The organism is Hydrogenophaga sp. L76 (assembly GCF_057654755.1).
The window spans coordinates 553197-571581 of record NZ_CM172807.1 but is presented as its reverse complement, the minus strand read 5'-3'; the positions used below and the strand labels follow the sequence as shown (position 1 = coordinate 571581).

20 protein-coding genes are annotated in these 18385 nt (G+C 63.0%); 11 read left to right on the top strand and 9 right to left on the bottom strand.

The features are described 5' to 3' along the window. Nucleotides 1-72: 72 nt before the first annotated feature. Complete coding sequence (locus AC23D4_RS02670) at nucleotides 73-645, bottom strand: hypothetical protein (RefSeq protein WP_472887376.1); 573 nt, start codon at nucleotides 643-645, stop codon at nucleotides 73-75. Nucleotides 646-980: 335 nt separating this feature from the next. On the opposite strand from AC23D4_RS02670, the gene AC23D4_RS02665 reads away from it, so the two are divergent. From AC23D4_RS02665 to AC23D4_RS02650, 4 genes are all read left to right on the top strand, one after another. Further along, nucleotides 981-1352 carry a VanZ family protein gene (locus AC23D4_RS02665; RefSeq protein WP_472887259.1) on the top strand — a complete coding sequence of 124 codons (372 nt, stop codon included), beginning with the start codon at nucleotides 981-983 and terminating at the stop codon, nucleotides 1350-1352. Between the two features lie 49 nt (nucleotides 1353-1401). Next, nucleotides 1402-2172 carry a leucyl/phenylalanyl-tRNA--protein transferase gene (gene aat, locus AC23D4_RS02660; RefSeq protein ID WP_472887260.1) on the top strand — a complete coding sequence of 257 codons (771 nt, stop codon included), beginning with the start codon at nucleotides 1402-1404 and terminating at the stop codon, nucleotides 2170-2172. Next, nucleotides 2169-2906, top strand: coding sequence for an arginyltransferase (locus AC23D4_RS02655; protein ID WP_472887261.1), 738 nt, complete (start codon nucleotides 2169-2171; stop codon nucleotides 2904-2906). The genes aat and AC23D4_RS02655 overlap by 4 nt, the downstream gene beginning before the upstream one ends. A 92-nt stretch (nucleotides 2907-2998) precedes the next feature. Beyond that, nucleotides 2999-3802, top strand: coding sequence for an IclR family transcriptional regulator (locus AC23D4_RS02650; RefSeq protein ID WP_472887262.1), 804 nt, complete (start codon nucleotides 2999-3001; stop codon nucleotides 3800-3802). 63 nt (nucleotides 3803-3865) lie between these two features. On the opposite strand, the gene AC23D4_RS02645 is transcribed toward AC23D4_RS02650, so the two are convergent. The 6 genes from AC23D4_RS02645 to AC23D4_RS02620 form a co-directional block, all read right to left on the bottom strand. Continuing rightward, on the bottom strand, nucleotides 3866-5092 hold the full coding sequence (locus AC23D4_RS02645) for a D-alanyl-D-alanine carboxypeptidase family protein (RefSeq protein ID WP_472887263.1): 1227 nt from the start codon (nucleotides 5090-5092) through the stop codon (nucleotides 3866-3868). A 175-nt stretch (nucleotides 5093-5267) separates the two neighbouring features. Further along, complete coding sequence (locus tag AC23D4_RS02640; protein ID WP_472887264.1) at nucleotides 5268-6809, bottom strand: 2-isopropylmalate synthase; 1542 nt, start codon at nucleotides 6807-6809, stop codon at nucleotides 5268-5270. Between the two features lie 235 nt (nucleotides 6810-7044). After that, nucleotides 7045-7854, bottom strand: a complete 810-nt coding sequence (gene pssA / locus AC23D4_RS02635) for a CDP-diacylglycerol--serine O-phosphatidyltransferase (RefSeq protein WP_472887265.1) — start codon at nucleotides 7852-7854, stop codon at nucleotides 7045-7047. Nucleotides 7855-8057: 203 nt separating this feature from the next. After that, the gene (ilvC, locus tag AC23D4_RS02630) at nucleotides 8058-9074 is read right to left on the bottom strand and encodes a ketol-acid reductoisomerase (RefSeq protein WP_472887266.1); all 1017 of its coding nucleotides are present in this window, start codon (nucleotides 9072-9074) and stop codon (nucleotides 8058-8060) included. Nucleotides 9075-9209: 135 nt separating this feature from the next. After that, nucleotides 9210-9701 (bottom strand): acetolactate synthase small subunit, encoded by a 492-nt coding sequence (gene ilvN, locus AC23D4_RS02625; protein WP_068168656.1) that lies wholly within the window; start codon nucleotides 9699-9701, stop codon nucleotides 9210-9212. Between the two features lie 109 nt (nucleotides 9702-9810). Further along, nucleotides 9811-11586: an acetolactate synthase 3 catalytic subunit gene (locus AC23D4_RS02620; protein WP_472887267.1), complete on the bottom strand. Its 1776-nt coding sequence runs from the start codon at nucleotides 11584-11586 to the stop codon at nucleotides 9811-9813. A 264-nt stretch (nucleotides 11587-11850) separates the two neighbouring features. Between AC23D4_RS02620 and AC23D4_RS02615 the strand changes: the two genes are divergently transcribed. From AC23D4_RS02615 to AC23D4_RS02605, 3 genes are read left to right on the top strand one after another with little or no spacing between them, the layout of a single operon-like run. Beyond that, a complete protein-coding gene (locus AC23D4_RS02615) occupies nucleotides 11851-12396 on the top strand; it encodes an RDD family protein (RefSeq protein WP_472887268.1) in 546 nt (181 codons plus the stop codon). A 40-nt stretch (nucleotides 12397-12436) separates the two neighbouring features. After that, a complete protein-coding gene (locus AC23D4_RS02610) occupies nucleotides 12437-12835 on the top strand; it encodes a diacylglycerol kinase (RefSeq protein ID WP_472887269.1) in 399 nt (132 codons plus the stop codon). A gap of 25 nt (nucleotides 12836-12860) precedes the next feature. Then, a complete protein-coding gene (locus AC23D4_RS02605; RefSeq protein ID WP_472887270.1) occupies nucleotides 12861-13448 on the top strand; it encodes an LOG family protein in 588 nt (195 codons plus the stop codon). A 7-nt stretch (nucleotides 13449-13455) separates the two neighbouring features. Here AC23D4_RS02605 and AC23D4_RS02600 read toward each other — a convergent pair whose 3' ends face one another. Together AC23D4_RS02600 and AC23D4_RS02595 are read right to left on the bottom strand one after the other, a co-directional pair. Next, complete coding sequence (locus tag AC23D4_RS02600; protein WP_305362559.1) at nucleotides 13456-13794, bottom strand: P-II family nitrogen regulator; 339 nt, start codon at nucleotides 13792-13794, stop codon at nucleotides 13456-13458. A gap of 89 nt (nucleotides 13795-13883) precedes the next feature. Continuing rightward, nucleotides 13884-15581 carry an NAD+ synthase gene (locus AC23D4_RS02595; protein ID WP_472887271.1) on the bottom strand — a complete coding sequence of 566 codons (1698 nt, stop codon included), beginning with the start codon at nucleotides 15579-15581 and terminating at the stop codon, nucleotides 13884-13886. Nucleotides 15582-15685: 104 nt separating this feature from the next. Here AC23D4_RS02595 and AC23D4_RS02590 point away from each other — a divergent pair, with 104 nt between their 5' ends. From AC23D4_RS02590 to AC23D4_RS02575, 4 genes are all read left to right on the top strand, one after another. After that, nucleotides 15686-16906 carry a GNAT family N-acetyltransferase gene (locus AC23D4_RS02590; RefSeq protein ID WP_472887272.1) on the top strand — a complete coding sequence of 407 codons (1221 nt, stop codon included), beginning with the start codon at nucleotides 15686-15688 and terminating at the stop codon, nucleotides 16904-16906. A 103-nt stretch (nucleotides 16907-17009) separates the two neighbouring features. Continuing rightward, the gene (locus AC23D4_RS02585; protein ID WP_472887273.1) at nucleotides 17010-17327 is read left to right on the top strand and encodes a hypothetical protein; all 318 of its coding nucleotides are present in this window, start codon (nucleotides 17010-17012) and stop codon (nucleotides 17325-17327) included. Further along, nucleotides 17318-17758, top strand: coding sequence for a bactofilin family protein (locus tag AC23D4_RS02580; protein WP_472887274.1), 441 nt, complete (start codon nucleotides 17318-17320; stop codon nucleotides 17756-17758). Before AC23D4_RS02585 ends, AC23D4_RS02580 begins: the two co-directional genes overlap by 10 nt. Nucleotides 17759-17834: 76 nt before the next feature. Further along, on the top strand, nucleotides 17835-18383 hold the full coding sequence (locus tag AC23D4_RS02575) for a bactofilin family protein (protein ID WP_472887275.1): 549 nt from the start codon (nucleotides 17835-17837) through the stop codon (nucleotides 18381-18383). Nucleotides 18384-18385 lie beyond the last annotated feature (2 nt).

The following is an 18385-nucleotide window of genomic DNA, read 5'->3' as shown; positions in this document are numbered from 1 at the left end:
GCAACTCGGAAGGCCTCACCCCCGGCTGTGCTGGGGTTTCACGAACCTGGTGCTTTTTTCCTGCCTGAAGGCTCAGTTCGCAGAAAAACAATAAAACAGCCCTGCCCCACCGGTGGCCTTGAGAGCGTCCATCCCGCAACCCCGCGTGCCGTGCGACGCATTCCACGACTTGGCGGGCGCAGAATCATCCAGGCCCATGCGGTCGTGGTGGCCGACGGCGGCGGAACCAGCGCCGCTCTGGGTCCAGTTGCCGCAGGTCGTGTCGCCCGACGCCATGGCCACACGCCCGTCCGGTGCCGATCCGGTCAGGATGTCGTGCATGTTGACCGGATCGCCCCGGCCACTGACAACCTCACCTTTCTCGGTCAGCGCCGTTTCCTTGTTCAGCATGTTGGAGCCATGCAGCTCGTCCACGCTGGCGGCCACAAGCACCCCCTTGGCGTTGTGCCAGGGTCCACGGCCGATGCGGTCGCGTGCGTTCACAGCGGGCGTTGAACCACTCGCTGTTGTACTGAGATAAGCACGCCAGTTTTTTCCGCCCGCATTGACCGCGGCGGCGAGCTTCTCGCAATACGCATCGGCACCCGCCAGTCCACCGAGGTCTGCACCCTGACCCGGATTGGCGCTGGTCAGAAAGAAACTCATCGCGTTTTGCGATACCGCGGGCGTTGACAAGCTCACACCCAAAACAGCAACGGGCAAGAGCAAAAAGACACGTTGGATCCGAAGTGGCATGACAGTCTCCTTTTGTGATGTCGCGCACAACTCGACGCGAGGCACAACATACTCCGACCTTTCGGTCAGTTCAAGAAACCATACGGTTCGTCGGTACACTACAAAATGGAGGGCTCTTTGTATAAGAGGCAATGGCAGAACCCGATGCCACAACGGGCGCTCAGGAAGCCCTTCCGATTGCACCAGGCCGACCGCAAAGCATGCGTACACCGCGATTCAGCGACCCACACCCGACAAGAAATTTCATGCCCCTTCTGCTCAAGACATCGTTCTGGGTCAGCGCAATGGCTGTGGTCGTGCTGTCCCTTTTACCGGTGGCCTACCTGCCACCCCAAAGCTTTGACATATGGGACAAGACCCAACACGCCGCAGGCTTCCTGGCCCTCGCGCTGCTGGGACTGGCAGCGTACCCGGCCACCCCGGCCCTGCGCCTGAGCCTGTGGCTGCTCACACTGGGTGGTGCGATCGAACTTGCACAGTCGGCGACAGGTTGGCGACATGGTGATCTGCTGGACCTGGTGGCGGACGCAATAGGCATTGCGCTCGGTGGTGGCCTGGGCGGGTTGTCGCGCCGCCTGCTTGCTGCCGCACCCCGGCGTTCCCTGCGCCAGGGGTGATACCGGGATCAGCGGCATCCCACAGAAGCAGCGGTCGCACAATAACGGCATGTCATCGTCCCCCACGCTGCCTGCACTGCCCTGGCTTGAGCCCGGTGACGCGTTTCCGCCGATTGAACAAGCCTGGGGTCCTGCCGATCCGGCACCCGGTCTGCTGGCTGCCGGTGGCATGCTTGACGTGCCTACCCTGGTCGCCGCCTATTCCCAGGGCATCTTCCCCTGGTACAGCGCAGGGCAGCCCATCCTGTGGTGGAGCACAGACCCGCGCATGGTGCTACACAGCCACACCGTGCGGCTGCACCGCTCCTTGCGCAAGACGATCCACAAGCTCTTGCTGCAGCGTCGGCTGGAGGTTCGCTTCGACAGCGCTTTTGACCGCGTCATCCAGGCCTGTGCCCACATTCCACGCGATGGTCAGAGCGGCACCTGGATCGTGCCCGCCATGGTGCAGGCCTACATCCAGCTGCATCGGGCGGGTCGAGCGCACAGTGTGGAAACCTGGATCGACGGTGATCTCGTCGGCGGTCTGTACTGCGTGAACCTGGGCGCCATGGTGTTTGGCGAGTCCATGTTCAGCCGCCAGAGCGACGCCTCCAAGATCGCGCTGATGGCCCTGGTGGCGTTCTGCCGGGCCAACGACATTCCCCTGATCGACTGCCAGCAGGACACGCCCCACCTCTCTTCGTTGGGAGGCCAGCTGATGCCGCGCGATATCTTCAGCCGGCATCTGCAACTGGCCACGCTGCAGCCCGCGCCGGTTTGGTACTTCGAGCCCGTATACTGGAAATACCTCCTCACCGAAGACGGCGAACGAGCGTGACGCACCTCAAAGAACTCCCCCTGCAGGCGCTGCAGTTTTACGCCACGGCACCGTACCCGTGCAGCTACCTGGCTGGCCGCATGGCCCGTTCCCAGGTCGCCACTCCCAGCCACCTGATACACAACGATGCCTACTCGGATCTGGTGACGCACGGCTTCCGCCGCAGCGGTATGTTCACCTACCGGCCGAACTGCGATGACTGCAAAGCCTGCGTGCCCTTGCGCCTGCCGGTGGCGCAGTTCCAGCCCAGTCGCAGCCAGCGCCGCAGCCAGGCGTCCCATGCCCGGCTGCACACCCGGGTTCTCAAGCTCTGCTTCATCCCGGAGCACTACCAGCTGTACCTGCGCTACCAGAACAGCCGGCATGCGGGCGGTGGCATGGACCACGACAGCATCGACCAGTACACCCAGTTCCTGCTGCAGAGCCGTGTCAATTCCCGTCTTGTCGAATTTTTCGAACCCGCAGGCAACGGTCTCCCGGCCCGGCTCAAGATGGTGTCCATCGTGGACGTGCTCAACGACGGCCTCTCGGCCGTCTACACCTTCTACGAGCCTGACGAGAAGGCAAGCTACGGCACCTACAGCGTGCTATGGCAGATCGAGCAGGCCCGATCTCTCGGCCTGCCCCATGTGTACCTGGGTTACTGGATCGCTCAGAGCAGCAAGATGAGTTACAAGGCAGGCTTTCGGCCACACGAAGTCCTGCTCAACGGCAGCTGGGTCCCGGTTGCCTGAGCGCCTGGCAACCGACGGCACCGGCGTCGGGTGATCGCACAGGCATGCGACACAATTTCATCTTGTAAAATATGGGTCAACTTCTTGCAGCCATGACCAAACGTTCAGACTCCCTCCCCAGCACGCCAACCGTCCAGGTGATTGAGCGCATGTTCAACCTCCTCGAAGTGCTCGCCTCGCGCGAAGAACCCGTTTCGCTCAAGGACATCAGTGAAAAAACCGGCCTGCATCCGTCCACGGCCCACCGCATCCTCAACGACCTCACCATCGGCCGGTTTGTCGACCGGCCCGAGGCGGGCAGCTACCGCCTCGGCATGCGTCTGCTGGAGCTGGGCAACCTGGTCAAGGCGCGCCTGAGCGTGCGCGACGCGGCGCTCGCCCCCATGCGTGAGTTGCACAAACTGATCCAGCAACCGGTCAACCTGAGCGTGCGCCAGGGCGATGAAATCGTTTACGTGGAGCGCGCCTACAGCGAACGCTCTGGCATGCAGGTCGTGCGCGCCATCGGCGGCCGTGCGCCTCTGCACCTCACATCAGTGGGCAAACTCTTCCTGGCGGCAGATGATCCCCAGCGCGTGCGCGCCTACGCTGCGCGCACCGGCCTGGCCGGCAACACGCGCAACAGCCTGACGCAGCTGGCTACTCTGGAGCGTGAGCTCACCCAGTGTCGCCAGGCGGGACTGGCCAGGGACAATGAAGAACTGGAACTCGGCGTGCGCTGCATGGCGGCGGGCATCTACGACGACCAATGCAAACTGGTGGCCGGGCTGTCAATTTCGGCGCCTGCCGACCGCATCGACGAAAGCTGGGTCCCGAAGCTGCGCGCAACCGCAGCCGACATCTCGGTTTCTCTGGGGTGTCCGAAGGCAACAGCTGGCAACGACAGTACCCGCTGACCCATCCATCTATAAAAAAAAGGGATCCTTTGCGGGATCCCTTTTTTTGGCTGGCTGCGCAGGTCAGCCTTGCGGTCTGATCAGAGGTCGCTGGCTGCCCAGGGCCTCAACCCAGTGGCGTACCCGTTCCGCGTCCTGCGCCCGACCGACCTTGCCAGCCGAATCCAGGAAGACCATGATGAGCTTGCGGCCACTCACCTTGGCTTGCATCACCAGACAACGCCCGGCTTCCGATATGTAGCCGGTTTTCTGCAGACCGATGTCCCATTCGGGGTTGCGGATCAGGCGGTTCGAGTTGTTGAACTGCAGGGTGCGATTGCCCAGCTCCAGCAGGTGGCTGGGCGAGGTGGACAGGTCGCGCAGAATCGGGCGCTCATAGGCCACCGAAACCAACGTGGCCAGATCACGGGCACTGGACTGGTTCTGGCTCATCAATCCGGTGGGCTCGACGTAACGCGTGTCCATCATGCCCAGATCTCTGGCCTTGGCGTTCATCAGGCCCACAAAATGCGCGAGCCCACCCGGATAGGTACGCCCAAGGGCATGGGCCGCCCGGTTTTCGCTGGACATCAGCGCCAGATGCATCAGCTCGCCACGGCTCAGCCGTGTTCCAACCGCCAGACGTGAACGGCTCCATTTGTGGGTGTCCACGTCATCCTGGGTAATGGTGATCATCTCGTCCATGGGCAACTGAGCATCCGCAATCACCAGACCTGTCATCAGCTTGGTGAGCGATGCGATCGGCAACACGGCGGAATCGTTCTTGCTGAACAGGACCTCACCAGTGTCCTGGTCCATCACCAAAGCCACACTGGAATTCAGGTCAAGCGGATCGTTCAGGGATCGCAAGCCCAGGCGCTCACCGGTCGACAGCCCGGGCTCTCTCGCCACGCGAATGGCCCCTGAGCTCGTTGAGCGCTGGTGTACCGCGAGCTTGAGGTTGCCATTTTTGTTCTGGGCGAGACGGGAGGATTTTGCTGCCGCCCTCATTACCGGCTTCTTGGCCAGTCGGCGCGCTTCCAGGCGCTGGACCCGGCGTGCATCTTCACGACTCAAACGTTTGCCCTTGGTCGCCACCACCGACTTGCGAGGCGCCTTGGCCACAGCCGTCTTGCGGAAGGTGGCCTTCTTGCGTTCAACCACCTTGGCCGCCACCGGCTTCTTGCTCTTGCCAGACTGCTTCCGTTCAGAAGCAGCCTGACCACTCATGGGCATGAGCATTGCGGCAGCCAGCACCGTACAGACGGCAATCTGCAAGGTTTTCTGAAAGCAGTTTGGGAAATTGGTCATCGCTCCACTCCAGCCAGAGGGTTGTGCTGGAGCGGAGTATATGAGAAGTAAAAAAAACTAGCAATATCAAAAACTTGCAACATCTTCTTCAGTGAACTGTGGAACAGGTGCTACTTTTGGCATCTGTTCCACGCAAATCACCAAGTTCTGTTACAAGCCCTTGATTCCATTGGTTTTAACCCTGCGCAGCAACCTTGTCTGCCTTGCTTTCAAGCTTGTTGAGAGCGCTCAGATAGGCCTTGGCCGATGCCACAACGATGTCCGGGTCGGCTCCGACACCATTGACCACCCGTCCGCCGTGCTGCAGACGCACCGTCACTTCACCCTGACTTTCGGTCGAACCACTCGTGATGGCATTGACCGAATACAGCACCAGCTCGGCCCCGCTCTTGACGTGGCTCTCGATGGCTTTCAGCGAAGCGTCGACCGGCCCATTGCCGTCCGCCACCCCTTGGTACTCCTTGCCGGCGATGCTGAACACCACCTCGGCATGCGGCCGCTCCCCCGTTTCGCTGCGTTGCGAGAGGGAAACCAGCCCGTATCGCTCTTTTTCTGCCGTCACGCTCTCGTCACTGCACAGCGCAAGGATGTCTTCGTCGAAGATCTCGCTCTTGCGGTCGGCCAGTTCCTTGAAGGCGGCGAAAGCGGTGTTGATCTCGCTCTCCGACGCCATCTCGATGCCGAGGTCCTGCAGGCGCTGCTTGAACGCATTGCGCCCGCTCAGCTTGCCCAGCACGATCTTGTTGGCGGCCCAGCCCACGTCCTCGGCGCGCATGATTTCGTAGGTGTCGCGCGCCTTCAGGACGCCGTCCTGGTGGATGCCGCTGGCGTGGGCAAAGGCGTTCGCCCCCACCACCGCCTTGTTGGGCTGCACCACGAAGCCAGTGGTCTGGCTGACCATGCGGCTGGCCGGCACGATCTGCGTGGTGTCCACGCCCACATCAAGGTTGAAGTAGTCGCGGCGGGTGCGCACCGCCATCACGACCTCCTCCAGTGAGCAGTTGCCGGCGCGCTCACCCAGGCCGTTGATGGTGCACTCGACCTGGCGGGCACCACCGATCTTCACGCCTGCCAGCGAATTGGCCACAGCCATGCCCAGATCGTTGTGGCAGTGCACGGACCAGATGGCTTTGTCGGAGTTGGGCACGCGTTCACGCAGACTGCGGATGAACTCGCCATACAGCTCGGGAATCGCGTAACCCACGGTGTCCGGGATGTTGAGCGTGGTGGCGCCTTCCTTGATCACCGCTTCGAGCACACGGCAGAGAAAATCCGGGTCGCTGCGGTAGCCGTCTTCAGGGCTGAACTCGATGTCTGCACACAGGTTGCGGGCAAAACGCACCGACTGGATGGCTTGCTCCAGAACCTGCTCGGGCGTCATGCGCAGCTTCTTCTCCATGTGCAGCGGGCTGGTCGCGATGAAAGTGTGGATGCGGGCGCTGTTGGCATCCTTGAGCGCTTCGGCCGCACGGGCAATGTCGCGGTCGTTGGCGCGGGCCAGAGAACACACCGTGGAATCCTTGATAGTGTTGGCAATGGCCTGCACACAATCGAAGTCACCATTGGAGCTGGCTGCAAAACCGGCTTCGATCACATCCACTCGAAGGCGCTCCAGCTGGCGTGCGATGCGCAGTTTCTCGTCCTTGGTCATGGACGCGCCGGGCGACTGCTCGCCGTCACGCAAGGTGGTGTCAAAAATGATGAGCTTGTCCGTCATGTGATTCTCCGGTGGGTTGCCTCGTGGGCAGCGCTTGAAAAAACCCGCAGTCCAAAACAAAACGGCCCGCTGCGGGTGCAAACGGGCCGTTGTTGGAAATCACTCTCGCGTTACCAGACCTGCCCGTGTCGGACACCCAGTAGTAGCGAAAGCGAAACTTGTTTCATGAATGGCAATGTATCACAAAGGCCGGGCATTCCGCATGGAGGAAAACCATGGGCACCATGTGCTGGTCTTATTCGTGCAGGCCGCGCTCGTCGGGCTCGTCGGTGGAGGTGCTGATGACACTGGTCGGGCGTCCCTTGGCCTTGCGCCAGAAGTACATCGCATAGCCCGACAGTCCATAAACCACAAACAGCCCGAAAAGCACGGTCGGCGGATGGATGTTGATCACCGCAATGCCGAGCGCCACCAGCACGATGGCTGCGAACGGCACGCTCTTCTTGAGGCTCAGGTCCTTGAAACTGTAGAACGGCACATTGGTCACCATCGTCAGACCCGAGTACAGCGTCAGCGCAAACACGGGCCATGCCAGATCGGCCCGTTCGAGCTCCAGCTCGGTCGCCAGCCAGATGAACCCGGCCACCAGAGCGGCCGCTGCGGGAGAGGGCAAGCCCTGGAAATAGCGTTTGTCCACCACGCCGGTGTTGACGTTGAAGCGCGCCAGACGCAGCGCCGCACAGGCGCAATAAACGAAGGCGGCGATCCAGCCCCAGCGCCCGATGTCCTTGAGCACCCAGACATACGCCACCAGCCCTGGCGCGGCACCAAAGGACACCATGTCGGACAACGAGTCCATCTGCTCGCCGAAGGCACTTTGTGTGTGGGTCATGCGCGCCACGCGGCCGTCGAGGCTGTCCAGCACCATGGCCGCAAAAATGCCCACGGTGGCCAGATCGAAGCGCCCGTTCATGGCCATGACGATGGCGTAGAAGCCGCCGAACAGCGCGGCCAGCGTGATCATGTTGGGCAACATATAGATGCCCTTGCGGCGCCTGGGCATGTCGGCGCTGGGGTCGTTCAGAGGATCGGATCCGTCGTGCATGTCGTGTTCTCGGCCGCGGCCGCAATGAAGCGCACAGGGCGCAGGCTGGCAGTGTAAGCCAGTGCATGGGCCCCAGAAACCACAAAGGCCACCGAAGTGGCCTTTGCGATAACCGGCCCGAGGCGGTCCGCCGCCGGGCCACCCCAAGGCGGATCAGACCCCTCGGGGGGCAGCGACCCGCGCAGCGGTGGAATGTGGGGGTATCAGTTGCGGGTTTGGTCGACCAGCTTGTTCTTGGCGATCCAGGGCATCATGGCGCGCAGCTGGGCACCCACCACTTCGATCTGGTGATCGGCGGTGTTGCGGCGGCGGGCGGTCATGCTTGGGTAGTTCAGGCGACCTTCCTGGATGAACATCTTGGCGTAGTCGCCGTTCTGGATGCGCTTCAAAGCATTGCGCATGGCTTTGCGCGACTCTTCGTTGATCACCTCAGGACCGGTCACGTACTCACCGAACTCCGCGTTGTTGGAGATCGAGTAGTTCATGTTGGCAATGCCGCCTTCGTAGATCAGGTCGACGATGAGCTTGAGCTCGTGCAGGCATTCGAAGTAAGCCATCTCTGGGGCGTAGCCGGCCTCGACCAGGGTCTCGTAACCCATCTTGATCAGCTCGACGGCGCCACCGCACAACACGGCCTGCTCGCCGAACAGGTCGGTCTCGGTCTCTTCCTTGAAGTTGGTCTCGATGATGCCGGCCTTGCCGCCACCGTTGGCCATGGCGTAGCTCAGGGCCAGGTCACGGGCCTTGCCGCTCTTGTCCTGGTGGATGGCGATCAGGTGGGGCACGCCGCCGCCCTGGGTGTAGGTGTTGCGCACGGTGTGGCCGGGGGCCTTGGGCGCGACCATCCACACGTCCAGATCGGCACGGGGCACGACCTGGTTGTAGTGCACGTTGAAGCCATGGGCGAACACCAGCGAAGCGCCGGCCTTGATGTTGGGGGCCACGTTGTTGGTGTAGACCTCGCCGATCTGCTCGTCGGGCAGCAGGATCATGACCACGTCAGCGGCCTTGACGGCGTCGTTGACTTCCATCACGGTCAGGCCGGCTTTGCCGACCTTGTCCCACGAGGCACCGCCCTTGCGCAGGCCGACCACGACCTTCACGCCGCTGTCGTTCAGGTTTTGTGCGTGGGCGTGGCCCTGCGAGCCGTAGCCGATGATGGCCACGGTCTTGCCCTTGATCAGGGAAAGGTCACAGTCTTTGTCGTAGAAAACTTTCATCTTTTGCTCCAATGGATTTGAGGTGTGTTGCCGTTCTTCGCGAGCCTGTCGAAGGGCTCTCGGGACCCCCATCCGGTGGACGGGGGCTTCGACAGGCTCAGCCCGAACGGGCAAATGGCTGAGCCCTGAAAAAGGTCAAACGCGCAGGATTCTCTCACCCCGGCCGATACCGCATGAACCGGTGCGAACCGTTTCCAGAATGGCCGCACGGTCAATGGCTTCCAGAAAAGCGTCGTTCTTGCCCTGGTCACCCGTGAGTTCGATGGTGTAGCTCTTCTCCGTCACGTCGATGACGCGGCCACGGAAGATGTCGGCCATGCGCTTCATTTCCTCGCGCTCCTTGCCCACAGCGCGCACCTTCACCAGCATGAGTTCACGCTCGGTGTAAGCGCCTTCGGTCAGGTCCACCACCTTCACGACTTCGATCAGCCGGTTCAGGTGTTTGGTGATCTGCTCGATCACGTCGTCCGACCCGGTGGTCTGGATCGTCATGCGCGAGAGGCTGGGATCTTCCGTGGGGGCCACGGTGAGGGATTCGATGTTGTAACCACGGGCCGAGAACAGGCCCACCACGCGCGAGAGCGCACCGGGTTCGTTTTCGAGCAGGACAGCGATGATGTGTTTCATGAATGAGATTCCTCTTTTCTGAGCCCTCCCCTGCGCACGGTAATGCGCAGGCTTGGCTGCAAATAGATTCGTCGAATGGCTGCCGCCATCAAGCGGCAGGGTGAAAAGCTCAGAGGTCTTCGGCGCCCAGCGTCATCTCGGTGATGCCCTTGCCGGCACGCACCATAGGGAAGACGTTTTCCGTCGGGTCGGTGCGGAAGTCCATGAAGACCGTGCGGTCCTTGAGCTTGCGCGCCTCGCGCAGCGCACCTTCCACGTCCTGCGGGCGCTCGATCAGCATGCCGACGTGGCCGTAAGCCTCGGCGAGCTTGACGAAGTTGGGCAGCGCGTCCATGTAGCTGTGGCTGTAGCGGCCCTCGTAGTCGAGTTCCTGCCACTGGCGCACCATGCCGAGGTAACGGTTGTTCAGCGCCACAATCTTGATCGGCGTGTTGTACTGCAGGCAGGTCGAGAGCTCCTGGATGCACATCTGCACCGAACCTTCACCGGTGACGCAGAACACTTCGCTCTCGGGCTTGGCCAGCTTGATGCCCATGGCGTAGGGAATGCCGACGCCCATGGTGCCCAGACCACCGGAGTTGATCCAGCGGCGCGGCTCGTTGAACTTGTAGTACTGTGCGGCCCACATCTGGTGCTGGCCGACGTCGGACGTGATGTAGGCATCGGCGTCTTTGGTCATGTTCCAGAGCGTTTCCACCACATACTGCGGCTTGATCACGTCCTTGTTGCCGCGGTCGTACTTGAGGCAGTCCGTCGAACGCCAGCCCTCGATGGCTTCCCACCAGCCCGCCAGCGCCTTTTCATCGGCCCGGGTGCTGGTTTCGCGCACCATGTTGATCAGCTCGGTCAGCACGTCCTTCACGTCGCCGACGATCGGAATGTCCACCTTCACGCGCTTGGAGATGCTCGAAGGATCGATGTCGATGTGGATGATCTTGCGTTCGTTCTGCGCAAAGTGCTTGGGGTTGCCGATCACGCGGTCATCAAAGCGCGCGCCGACGGCCAGCAGCACGTCGCAATTCTGCATCGCGTTGTTGGCTTCCACCGTGCCGTGCATGCCCAGCATGCCCAGGAACTTGCGGTCACTGGCGGGATAAGCACCCAGACCCATCAGCGTGTTCGTCACCGGATAACCCAGCAGATCAACCAGCGTGCGCAGTTCCTGCACCGCATTGCCCAGCAGCACGCCACCACCGGTGTAGATGTACGGGCGCTTGGCGGCCAGCAGCAGTTGCAGGGCCTTGCGGATCTGGCCGCCATGGCCCTTGCGCACCGGGTTGTACGAGCGCATCGCCACCGACTCGGGGTAGCCGGCGAAGGCGGTCTTGTTGAAGGACACGTCCTTCGGGATGTCCACCACCACGGGGCCGGGACGGCCGGTGCGCGCGATGTGAAAGGCCTTCTTCATCACCATGGCCAGGTCGCGCACATCCTTCACCAGGAAGTTGTGCTTGACGATGGGGCGCGTGATGCCGACGGTGTCGCACTCCTGGAAGGCATCGAGACCGATCGCGGCCGTGGGCACCTGGCCAGCGATGATCACCATCGGGATGCTGTCCATGTAGGCGGTGGCGATGCCGGTCACGGCATTGGTCAGGCCAGGGCCCGAAGTGACCAGGGACACGCCCACATCGCCCGTGGCGCGTGCATAGCCATCGGCGGCGTGCACAGCGGCCTGCTCGTGCCGCACCAGCACGTGCTGGATGGTGTCCTGCTTGTAGAACGCGTCGTAGATGTGCAGCACCGCACCACCGGGATAGCCCCAGATGTACTTCACGCCTTCGGCCTGGAGGGCCTTGACGAGGATTTCGGCGCCGCGGAGTTCTTGGGTGGCTGCGCCATGGGCGGCGGCAGCGGAGGCCAGTTCGGCCTTGTTGATTTCCATGATGAACCTTTCGAGAATTTCTCTGACGAAATACCTTGGGTGCCCCTCCACCCACTCTTGTGAAGCGGTGTCAGGACTTGAGGCCAATGGACATGAGCGGACACATACCCCGCCGGACCTTGACCCGTTTGCCTTTTTGAATTGCAGCCTGACATTATCGCACTGCAACAAGCCATTGCGCCAGCCGGCGTCGCGTGCCTGGGAACGAAACCGGTCGGCATGGGCCGCAATGCGACAATCCAGAGCCCGTCCTGATCACAAAAAATGACCGAAGCTGCCTCTTTCGCGCCCACCGCAGGTGCCCTCACCGCCCCACCGATCGCGCGCCGCATGGCCTGCTGGCTCTACGAGGGCATGCTGATGTTCGGCGTGGTGTTCATCGCGGGTTATCTGTTTTCCACACTGACGCAGACCCGGCACGCGCTGGACAACCGCCACATGCAACAGGCCTTTCTGTTCGTGGTGTTCGGCATCTACTTCACCTGGTTCTGGGCAAAAGGGCAGACGCTGGCCATGAAGACCTGGAACATCCGCGTGGTGGACCGGCGAGGCCGACCGATCACGCAAGCGCGCGCGCTGGGACGTTATGTGCTGTCCTGGCTGTGGTTCCTGCCACCGCTGGCCGTGGGTGGCGCGTTCAGTCTGCCCGGTGGCGAACTGACGGTGATCGTGATCGGCTGGGTGGCCATCTGGGCCGTGCTCTCGCGTTTCCATCCCCAGCGGCAGTTCCTGCACGACGCACTGGCGGGCACACGCCTGGTTCATTTCAAACCGCCCCAGCCCGTCAAGGTCCAAAAGAAAGTCGCCTGAGGCATCGCGGAAGCCACTGCTCAGCGGATACACCTGAAACATGACCGACACAACACACCGCGAACCCACCAACGCACAGAAGCAGCGCACCGGCCTGGCCCGCATGTGGCACGCCTTCGGCTATTCCATGGCGGGTCTGCGTGCAGGCTGGCACGAAACGGCCTTCCGCCAGGAGGCCCTCGCGGCCATGGCACTGGTGCCGCTGGCGTTCTGGTTGGGTCGCAACTGGGTCGAGGTCGCCCTGCTGGCCGGCTCGGTGGTGCTGGTGATGGTGGTGGAACTGCTCAACACCGGCATCGAAACCGCCATCGACCGCATCGGTCCGGAGTGGCACGACCTGTCCAAACGCGCCAAAGACATGGGCAGTGCCGCCGTGCTGCTGAGCTTGGTGATGTGCGCCAGCGTCTGGAGCGCAGCGCTCTGGACGGTTCTGAACTGATCCCCTTTCCAATAAGCCACAAGCCATGAACGACCCCCATTTCTCCCTCTGCGTGTACTGCGGCTCCCGCCCCGGCAGCCAACCCGAATTCATCGAAGCGGCACGGGCAGTGGGCGAGTGGATCGGCCGCCGTGGCGGACAACTGGTCTACGGCGGGGGCTGCAATGGGCTCATGGGCACCGTCGCGCAGGCCACGCTGGATGCGGGCGGACGCGTCATCGGGGTCATCCCGAAGGCGCTGGTTGACAAGGAATGGGCGAACCGCGCCTGCACCGAGCTGCATGTGGTGGAAACCATGCACGAGCGCAAACGTCTGATGGCCGAACATGCAGATGCCTTCCTGGCCCTGCCGGGCGGCATTGGAACGTTCGAGGAGTTCTTCGAGGTCTGGACCTGGCGCCAGCTCGGTTACCACGACAAGCCCGTGGGACTGCTCAATGTGGCCGGCTACTACGATGGCCTGATGCAGTTCCTGCGCGGCACCGTCGAGCAGCAGTTCATGGGCAGCTGGCAGATGGACCTGATCCGCATGGACACGGACCTGCAACGTCTTCTGCCAGGCCTGGTGCAGGACGCCGGCCTGGCGCCGGCCGCGCAGCTCGAAGCGATCTGAACCGCCGTCAGACGGCCGTTTCGTCCTCTTCGCCGGTTCGGATGCGCACCACACGCTCCACCGAGGTGACGAAAATCTTGCCATCCCCGATCTTGCCGGTGCGCGCTGCGCGGACGATGGCGTCCACACAGCGCTCGACATCATCGGTCTTCACAACCACTTCCAGCTTCACCTTGGGCAGGAAGTCGACCACGTATTCGGCTCCGCGGTACAGCTCGGTGTGGCCCTTCTGGCGTCCAAAGCCCTTCACCTCGGTCACGGTCAAGCCGGTCACGCCCTGTTCGGCCAGCGCCTCGCGCACCTCTTCGAGCTTGAACGGTTTGATGACGGCGGTGATCTGCTTCATGGGGGTCTCCTGGGCGGGTCGGGTATCGATGGCTTTTGATTATGCCCAAGGCCTTCACACCCGCAGGGCGTGAAGGACAAAGCCGCACATCAGGCGCGGTACTTGCTGGTGATCGGGTAACGCCAGTCCTTGCCGAAGCTGCGGTGCGTGACGCGGATGCCCACCGGCGCCTGGCGGCGCTTGTACTCGTTGATGCGGATCAGGCGCACCACCTTGTCAACATCGGCCGCATCGTACCCGTCGGCCACGATGCTGGCCGGACTCTGGTCGTTCTCCATGTAGCGCGCGATGATGGCATCGAGCACCTCGTATTCGGGCAGGCTGTCCTGGTCCTTCTGGTCGGCCCGCAGCTCGGCGCTGGGCGGGCGGGTGATGATGCGCTCGGGGATCGGGTTGGCGCCGGTGCCATAGGGATCGTGCAGGTTGCGCCAGTGCGCCAGGCGAAACACCATGGTCTTGGCCACGTCCTTGATGACCGCGAAGCCGCCCGCCATGTCGCCGTAGAGCGTGCAGTAGCCGGTGGCCATCTCGCTCTTGTTGCCTGTGGTCAGCACGATGCTGCCGAATTTGTTGGACATGGCCATGAGCAGCGTGCCGCGGATGCGCGCCTGCAGGTTTTCTTCGGTCGTGTCCTCGGGGCGGCCCTCGAACAGCGGGGCGAGCGAGGCTTTGAAAGCTTCGAACTCGGGCGCGATGGCGATTTCGTCATGGCGCACACCCAGGCGTTCGGCCATGTCGCGCGCGTCGATCCAGGAAATGTCGGCGGTGTACGGCGAGGGCATCATGACGGTGCGCACGCGGTCCTTGCCCAACGCGTCAACAGCGATGGCCAGCACCAGCGCTGAGTCGATGCCCCCCGAGAGGCCCAGGATGGCACCGGGAAAGCCGTTCTTGCCCAGGTAGTCGCGCACGCCGAGCACCAGCGCGTGCCAGAGATCGGCCTCCAGGCTGTGCGCCCGGTCGGTGCTGGCCTCAATGGACCAGCCGGCCAGTTCGCGGCTGAAGGCGATGTCGAACAAGGTCTCTTCAAAACTGATGGCGCGACCCGCCAGGCTGCCATCGGCCGACAGCACAAAACTCCGGCCCTCGAACACGATCTCGTCCTGCCCGCCCACCAGGTGCGCATACACCAGAGGCACACCGGTGGCCTGCACACGTTCGTGCATGGTGCCTTCGCGCTCGTTGCCTTTGCCGGTGTGGAACGGCGAGGCGTTGATCACCACCAGCAGTTCGGCGCCCGCGGCGCGGGCATCGGCGGCCGGCGCATCAAACCAGGCGTCCTCGCAGATCAGCAGTCCCACGCGCACGCGGTCACCTTCCGCATCCGTCACCTCGAACACGCCAACCTCGTCGCCTGGCACGAAATAGCGGCGTTCATCAAACACCTGGTAGTTGGGCAGTTCGCGTTTGGCGTAGCGGTGCACCACCTGGCCGTCGCACAGCACGCTGGCGGCGTTGTACAGGCTCGCCACCGAAACACTGCGCTCGCGGCGCTCCTCGCCCGCGAGGCCAGGCACCCGCACCGGATGCCCCACCACGATGTGCAGGCCTTTGAGCGCTGCGGTCTCCCCGGCCACGGTTTTCAGGGCATCATCGCAGGCGTCGATGAACGCGGGCCGCAGGAACAGGTCTTCGGCCGCATAACCACACAAAGCCAGTTCGGGCGTGAGCAGCAGGCCGATGCCGCGGGCATGGGCATCGCGCGCGGCATCGATGATTTTTCGGGCATTGCCCGCCATGTCACCCACCACAAAATTCAACTGGGCCACACAGATTTTGAGCGTCATGGAATCGGAAAAACTTGCGGGAAACGGGGTATTGGACAGAAGCCCCCGGCGCCGGGCGGCGAGGACTTCACGGCCCTGCAGACAAGACTCTGCAGGTCGCTGACATGGCGAAATTTGATTATGTCACCCGGGTCCTGAACTCGCCGCTCGACTTGCCGGCGTCCGACTGGGACGCCCTGCTGGCACTGGAGTCAGACCCGAGTCCGTTCATGCGCCACGACTACCTCGCTGCGCTGCAGGCCAGTGGCTGCGCCACCGCAGCGACCGGCTGGCAAGCCCGGTTCGTCACGCTGTGGGTGGGCGACACGCTGCACGCCGCCTGCCCGATGTACCTGAAGCAGCATTCCTATGGCGAATACGTGTTCGACTGGGCCTGGGCCAACGCCTACGAACAGCACGGCCTGTCCTACTACCCCAAGGCGCTGGTGGCGGTGCCGTTCACGCCGGTGCCCGGCGCCCGGCTGCTGGCGCGCGATCCCGCTGCGCGTGCAGCGCTCGTGCAAGCGCTGCTGCAACACGCGCGGGACGAAGACCTGTCTTCACTGCACCTGCTGTTCGCGCAGCCACAGGACGTGGCGGCTTGCGAGGCGGCAGGCATGATGCTGCGCCACACGGTGCAATTCCACTGGGAAAACCGGGTCGCGGCTTCACAGCCCGGCGGCGAAACGGTCTTTCGCGACTTCAACCACTTCCTGGCCAGCCTGCAGCAGGAGAAGCGCAAGAAAATCCGGCAGGAGCGGCGCAAGGTGGCCGAAGCCGGAGTGACGTTCCGCTGGTCCCGAGGTGCCGACATCGGCTCGCAGGACTGGGATTTCTTCTACCGCTGCTACGAGCGCACCTACCTCGAACACGGCAATGCGCCGTATCTGAATCGCGACTTCTTCCACCGCCTGGCCCACTCGGCGCCCGAAAGCTGGCTGCTGTTCGTGGCCGAACGCGAGGGCCGGCCGGTGGCCGCCAGCCTGATCGGCATCGACGCAGCGCACGGCGTGGCCTACGGTCGGTATTGGGGTGCCCTGGAGCGGGTCGATTGCCTGCACTTCGAGGCCTGCTACTACCAGCCCCTGGCCTGGTGCATCGAACACGGTTTCCAGCGCTTCGAGGGCGGCGCCCAGGGCGAACACAAAATGGCGCGCGCCCTGTTGCCGGTTCGCACCACCAGCGCACATTGGCTGGCCCATCCCGCCTTCGCCGATGCCGTGGAGCGGTTCCTGCAGCGCGAGGGCGATGGCATCGGGCAATACCTCGAACACCTGTCCCAACGCAGCCCTCTCAAGGGAACAGCCGCATCACCGGACCCAGCCTTGCTCCACAATAGCAAATGAATGCGGATGAAAGACCGCGAGCCATGCTGTGTTTCACACCGAAGCGCCCCGTGGTCGCCGTCGTTTGCAGCATTTAGTTACACAACTTTTACTCTCACCCCGCATGGACGAAGCCGACGCCTTTTTCACCCAGACCATTGTGGGCGCGCCCTTCACGGTCTTGCTCGGCCGTCGTATTCAGCCGGTGGCTGGTGAGAGTCAGGGTCTTGAAATCAACCCGACCACCGGCGAAAGCCGCCTGACCCGCGTCTGGCAGGATTGGATCGTGCTCAGCCATGCCTGCGATCCGGTGGGTCAATCCCGTTCGCGGCCCGGCCGGCTGTGGCGCCAGCTGGAACGCCACGCCTTGTGGATCGGAGTTCTTGGCCTGCTGTCGTTGGCGGGCTCCCTCGTTTTCTGGGGAGTGACGCCATGGAGCTGAAGACCCCGCAAGACACCCTCACCCTCGATCCGATCGCGATGAACGTGGTCAGCCGCGTGGCGGCGGGGAGCCAGCTCAGCGGCGAACTCCAGTTCGAAGGCGGCCTGCTGGTGCAGGGTGAAATTTCGGGACATATCCGGATCAATGGCCGGCTGATCGTCTGGGCCGGGGGCGTGGTGCGTGGGCGTGTGAAGGTGCTCGGTGATCTCTACCTGTTCGGACAACTGGGTGACACCGGTGCCAGCCCACAAGACACCAGCCTGGAATGCACTGGCATGGCCTATGTGTCCAAGACCGCCGTGTCCACGGGCACGCTGCTGGCCAGACGCCTGCAGCTCTATGAAGGCGCTGACTTGCAGGGGCCGTTCAAGACGCTCAAACTCGGCGACAACCTGCCGGTGCTGCACGATGTGCTCACCGACCCCCGTTGAACCGCCCGAGTCCGCCACCATGCCGCCCCTGAAAGCCCATCGTTATCAGAACCCCGACCGCCATCTGGAACAAGACATGGAAAACAACCACATGAACGACAACCACCAGACACCCGATGCCAGCCAGGGTTACGACGAACCCGGCAACGGCCCCGTGGACAGTGGCCAGACGCTGGAAGTGGACGTCGGCAACGCCATGCCACCGAGCCAGCCCAGCCACCTGCCCTTGCTGCAGCCCATGTCCCTGCCGGGTGTTGCTGGTGAGGCCTTTGAAACAAACCCGGCGCGCAGCATGGTGGCCGAAGGCATGCACTTTGTGGGCAACGCACTGCTGCGCGGCCCCTGCAGCGTGGCCGGTCTGGTGGAAGGCAACCTGACGCAGGCCCCCGACGCCACGGTGGCGGTCGTCGTGACCGAAACCGGTCGCGTCAAGGGCGACATCACCGCACAGAAAATATCGGTCATGGGCCACACCGATGGCATCCTGGACTCCGGTCAGGGTGAAGTGGCCCTGCACGACACCGCCAGCGTGCACGGTCTGGTGCGCTATGGGCGCATCCAGGTCAACGGCGCCGACCTCAATGCCACGCTGGAGCGTGTGGCGATCCAGAAGCCGGGGGCCTGACG

Excerpts from the sequence above, each read along its gene's own strand:
- AC23D4_RS02670 (WP_472887376.1), bottom strand. The coding sequence starts at position 645 with ATGAGTTTCTTTCTGACCAGCGCCAATCCGGGTCAGGGTGCAGACCTC.
- AC23D4_RS02665 (WP_472887259.1), top strand. The coding sequence starts at position 981 with ATGCCCCTTCTGCTCAAGACATCGTTCTGGGTCAGCGCAATGGCTGTG.
- aat (WP_472887260.1), top strand. The coding sequence starts at position 1,402 with ATGTCATCGTCCCCCACGCTGCCTGCACTGCCCTGGCTTGAGCCCGGT.
- AC23D4_RS02650 (WP_472887262.1), top strand. The coding sequence starts at position 2,999 with ATGACCAAACGTTCAGACTCCCTCCCCAGCACGCCAACCGTCCAGGTG.
- AC23D4_RS02645 (WP_472887263.1), bottom strand. The coding sequence starts at position 5,092 with ATGACCAATTTCCCAAACTGCTTTCAGAAAACCTTGCAGATTGCCGTC.
- AC23D4_RS02640 (WP_472887264.1), bottom strand. The coding sequence starts at position 6,809 with ATGACGGACAAGCTCATCATTTTTGACACCACCTTGCGTGACGGCGAG.
- pssA (WP_472887265.1), bottom strand. The coding sequence starts at position 7,854 with ATGCACGACGGATCCGATCCTCTGAACGACCCCAGCGCCGACATGCCC.
- ilvC (WP_472887266.1), bottom strand. The coding sequence starts at position 9,074 with ATGAAAGTTTTCTACGACAAAGACTGTGACCTTTCCCTGATCAAGGGC.
- ilvN (WP_068168656.1), bottom strand. The coding sequence starts at position 9,701 with ATGAAACACATCATCGCTGTCCTGCTCGAAAACGAACCCGGTGCGCTC.
- AC23D4_RS02620 (WP_472887267.1), bottom strand. The coding sequence starts at position 11,586 with ATGGAAATCAACAAGGCCGAACTGGCCTCCGCTGCCGCCGCCCATGGC.
- AC23D4_RS02615 (WP_472887268.1), top strand. The coding sequence starts at position 11,851 with ATGACCGAAGCTGCCTCTTTCGCGCCCACCGCAGGTGCCCTCACCGCC.
- AC23D4_RS02610 (WP_472887269.1), top strand. The coding sequence starts at position 12,437 with ATGACCGACACAACACACCGCGAACCCACCAACGCACAGAAGCAGCGC.
- AC23D4_RS02605 (WP_472887270.1), top strand. The coding sequence starts at position 12,861 with ATGAACGACCCCCATTTCTCCCTCTGCGTGTACTGCGGCTCCCGCCCC.
- AC23D4_RS02600 (WP_305362559.1), bottom strand. The coding sequence starts at position 13,794 with ATGAAGCAGATCACCGCCGTCATCAAACCGTTCAAGCTCGAAGAGGTG.
- AC23D4_RS02595 (WP_472887271.1), bottom strand. The coding sequence starts at position 15,581 with ATGACGCTCAAAATCTGTGTGGCCCAGTTGAATTTTGTGGTGGGTGAC.
- AC23D4_RS02590 (WP_472887272.1), top strand. The coding sequence starts at position 15,686 with ATGGCGAAATTTGATTATGTCACCCGGGTCCTGAACTCGCCGCTCGAC.
- AC23D4_RS02585 (WP_472887273.1), top strand. The coding sequence starts at position 17,010 with ATGGACGAAGCCGACGCCTTTTTCACCCAGACCATTGTGGGCGCGCCC.
- AC23D4_RS02580 (WP_472887274.1), top strand. The coding sequence starts at position 17,318 with ATGGAGCTGAAGACCCCGCAAGACACCCTCACCCTCGATCCGATCGCG.
- AC23D4_RS02575 (WP_472887275.1), top strand. The coding sequence starts at position 17,835 with ATGGAAAACAACCACATGAACGACAACCACCAGACACCCGATGCCAGC.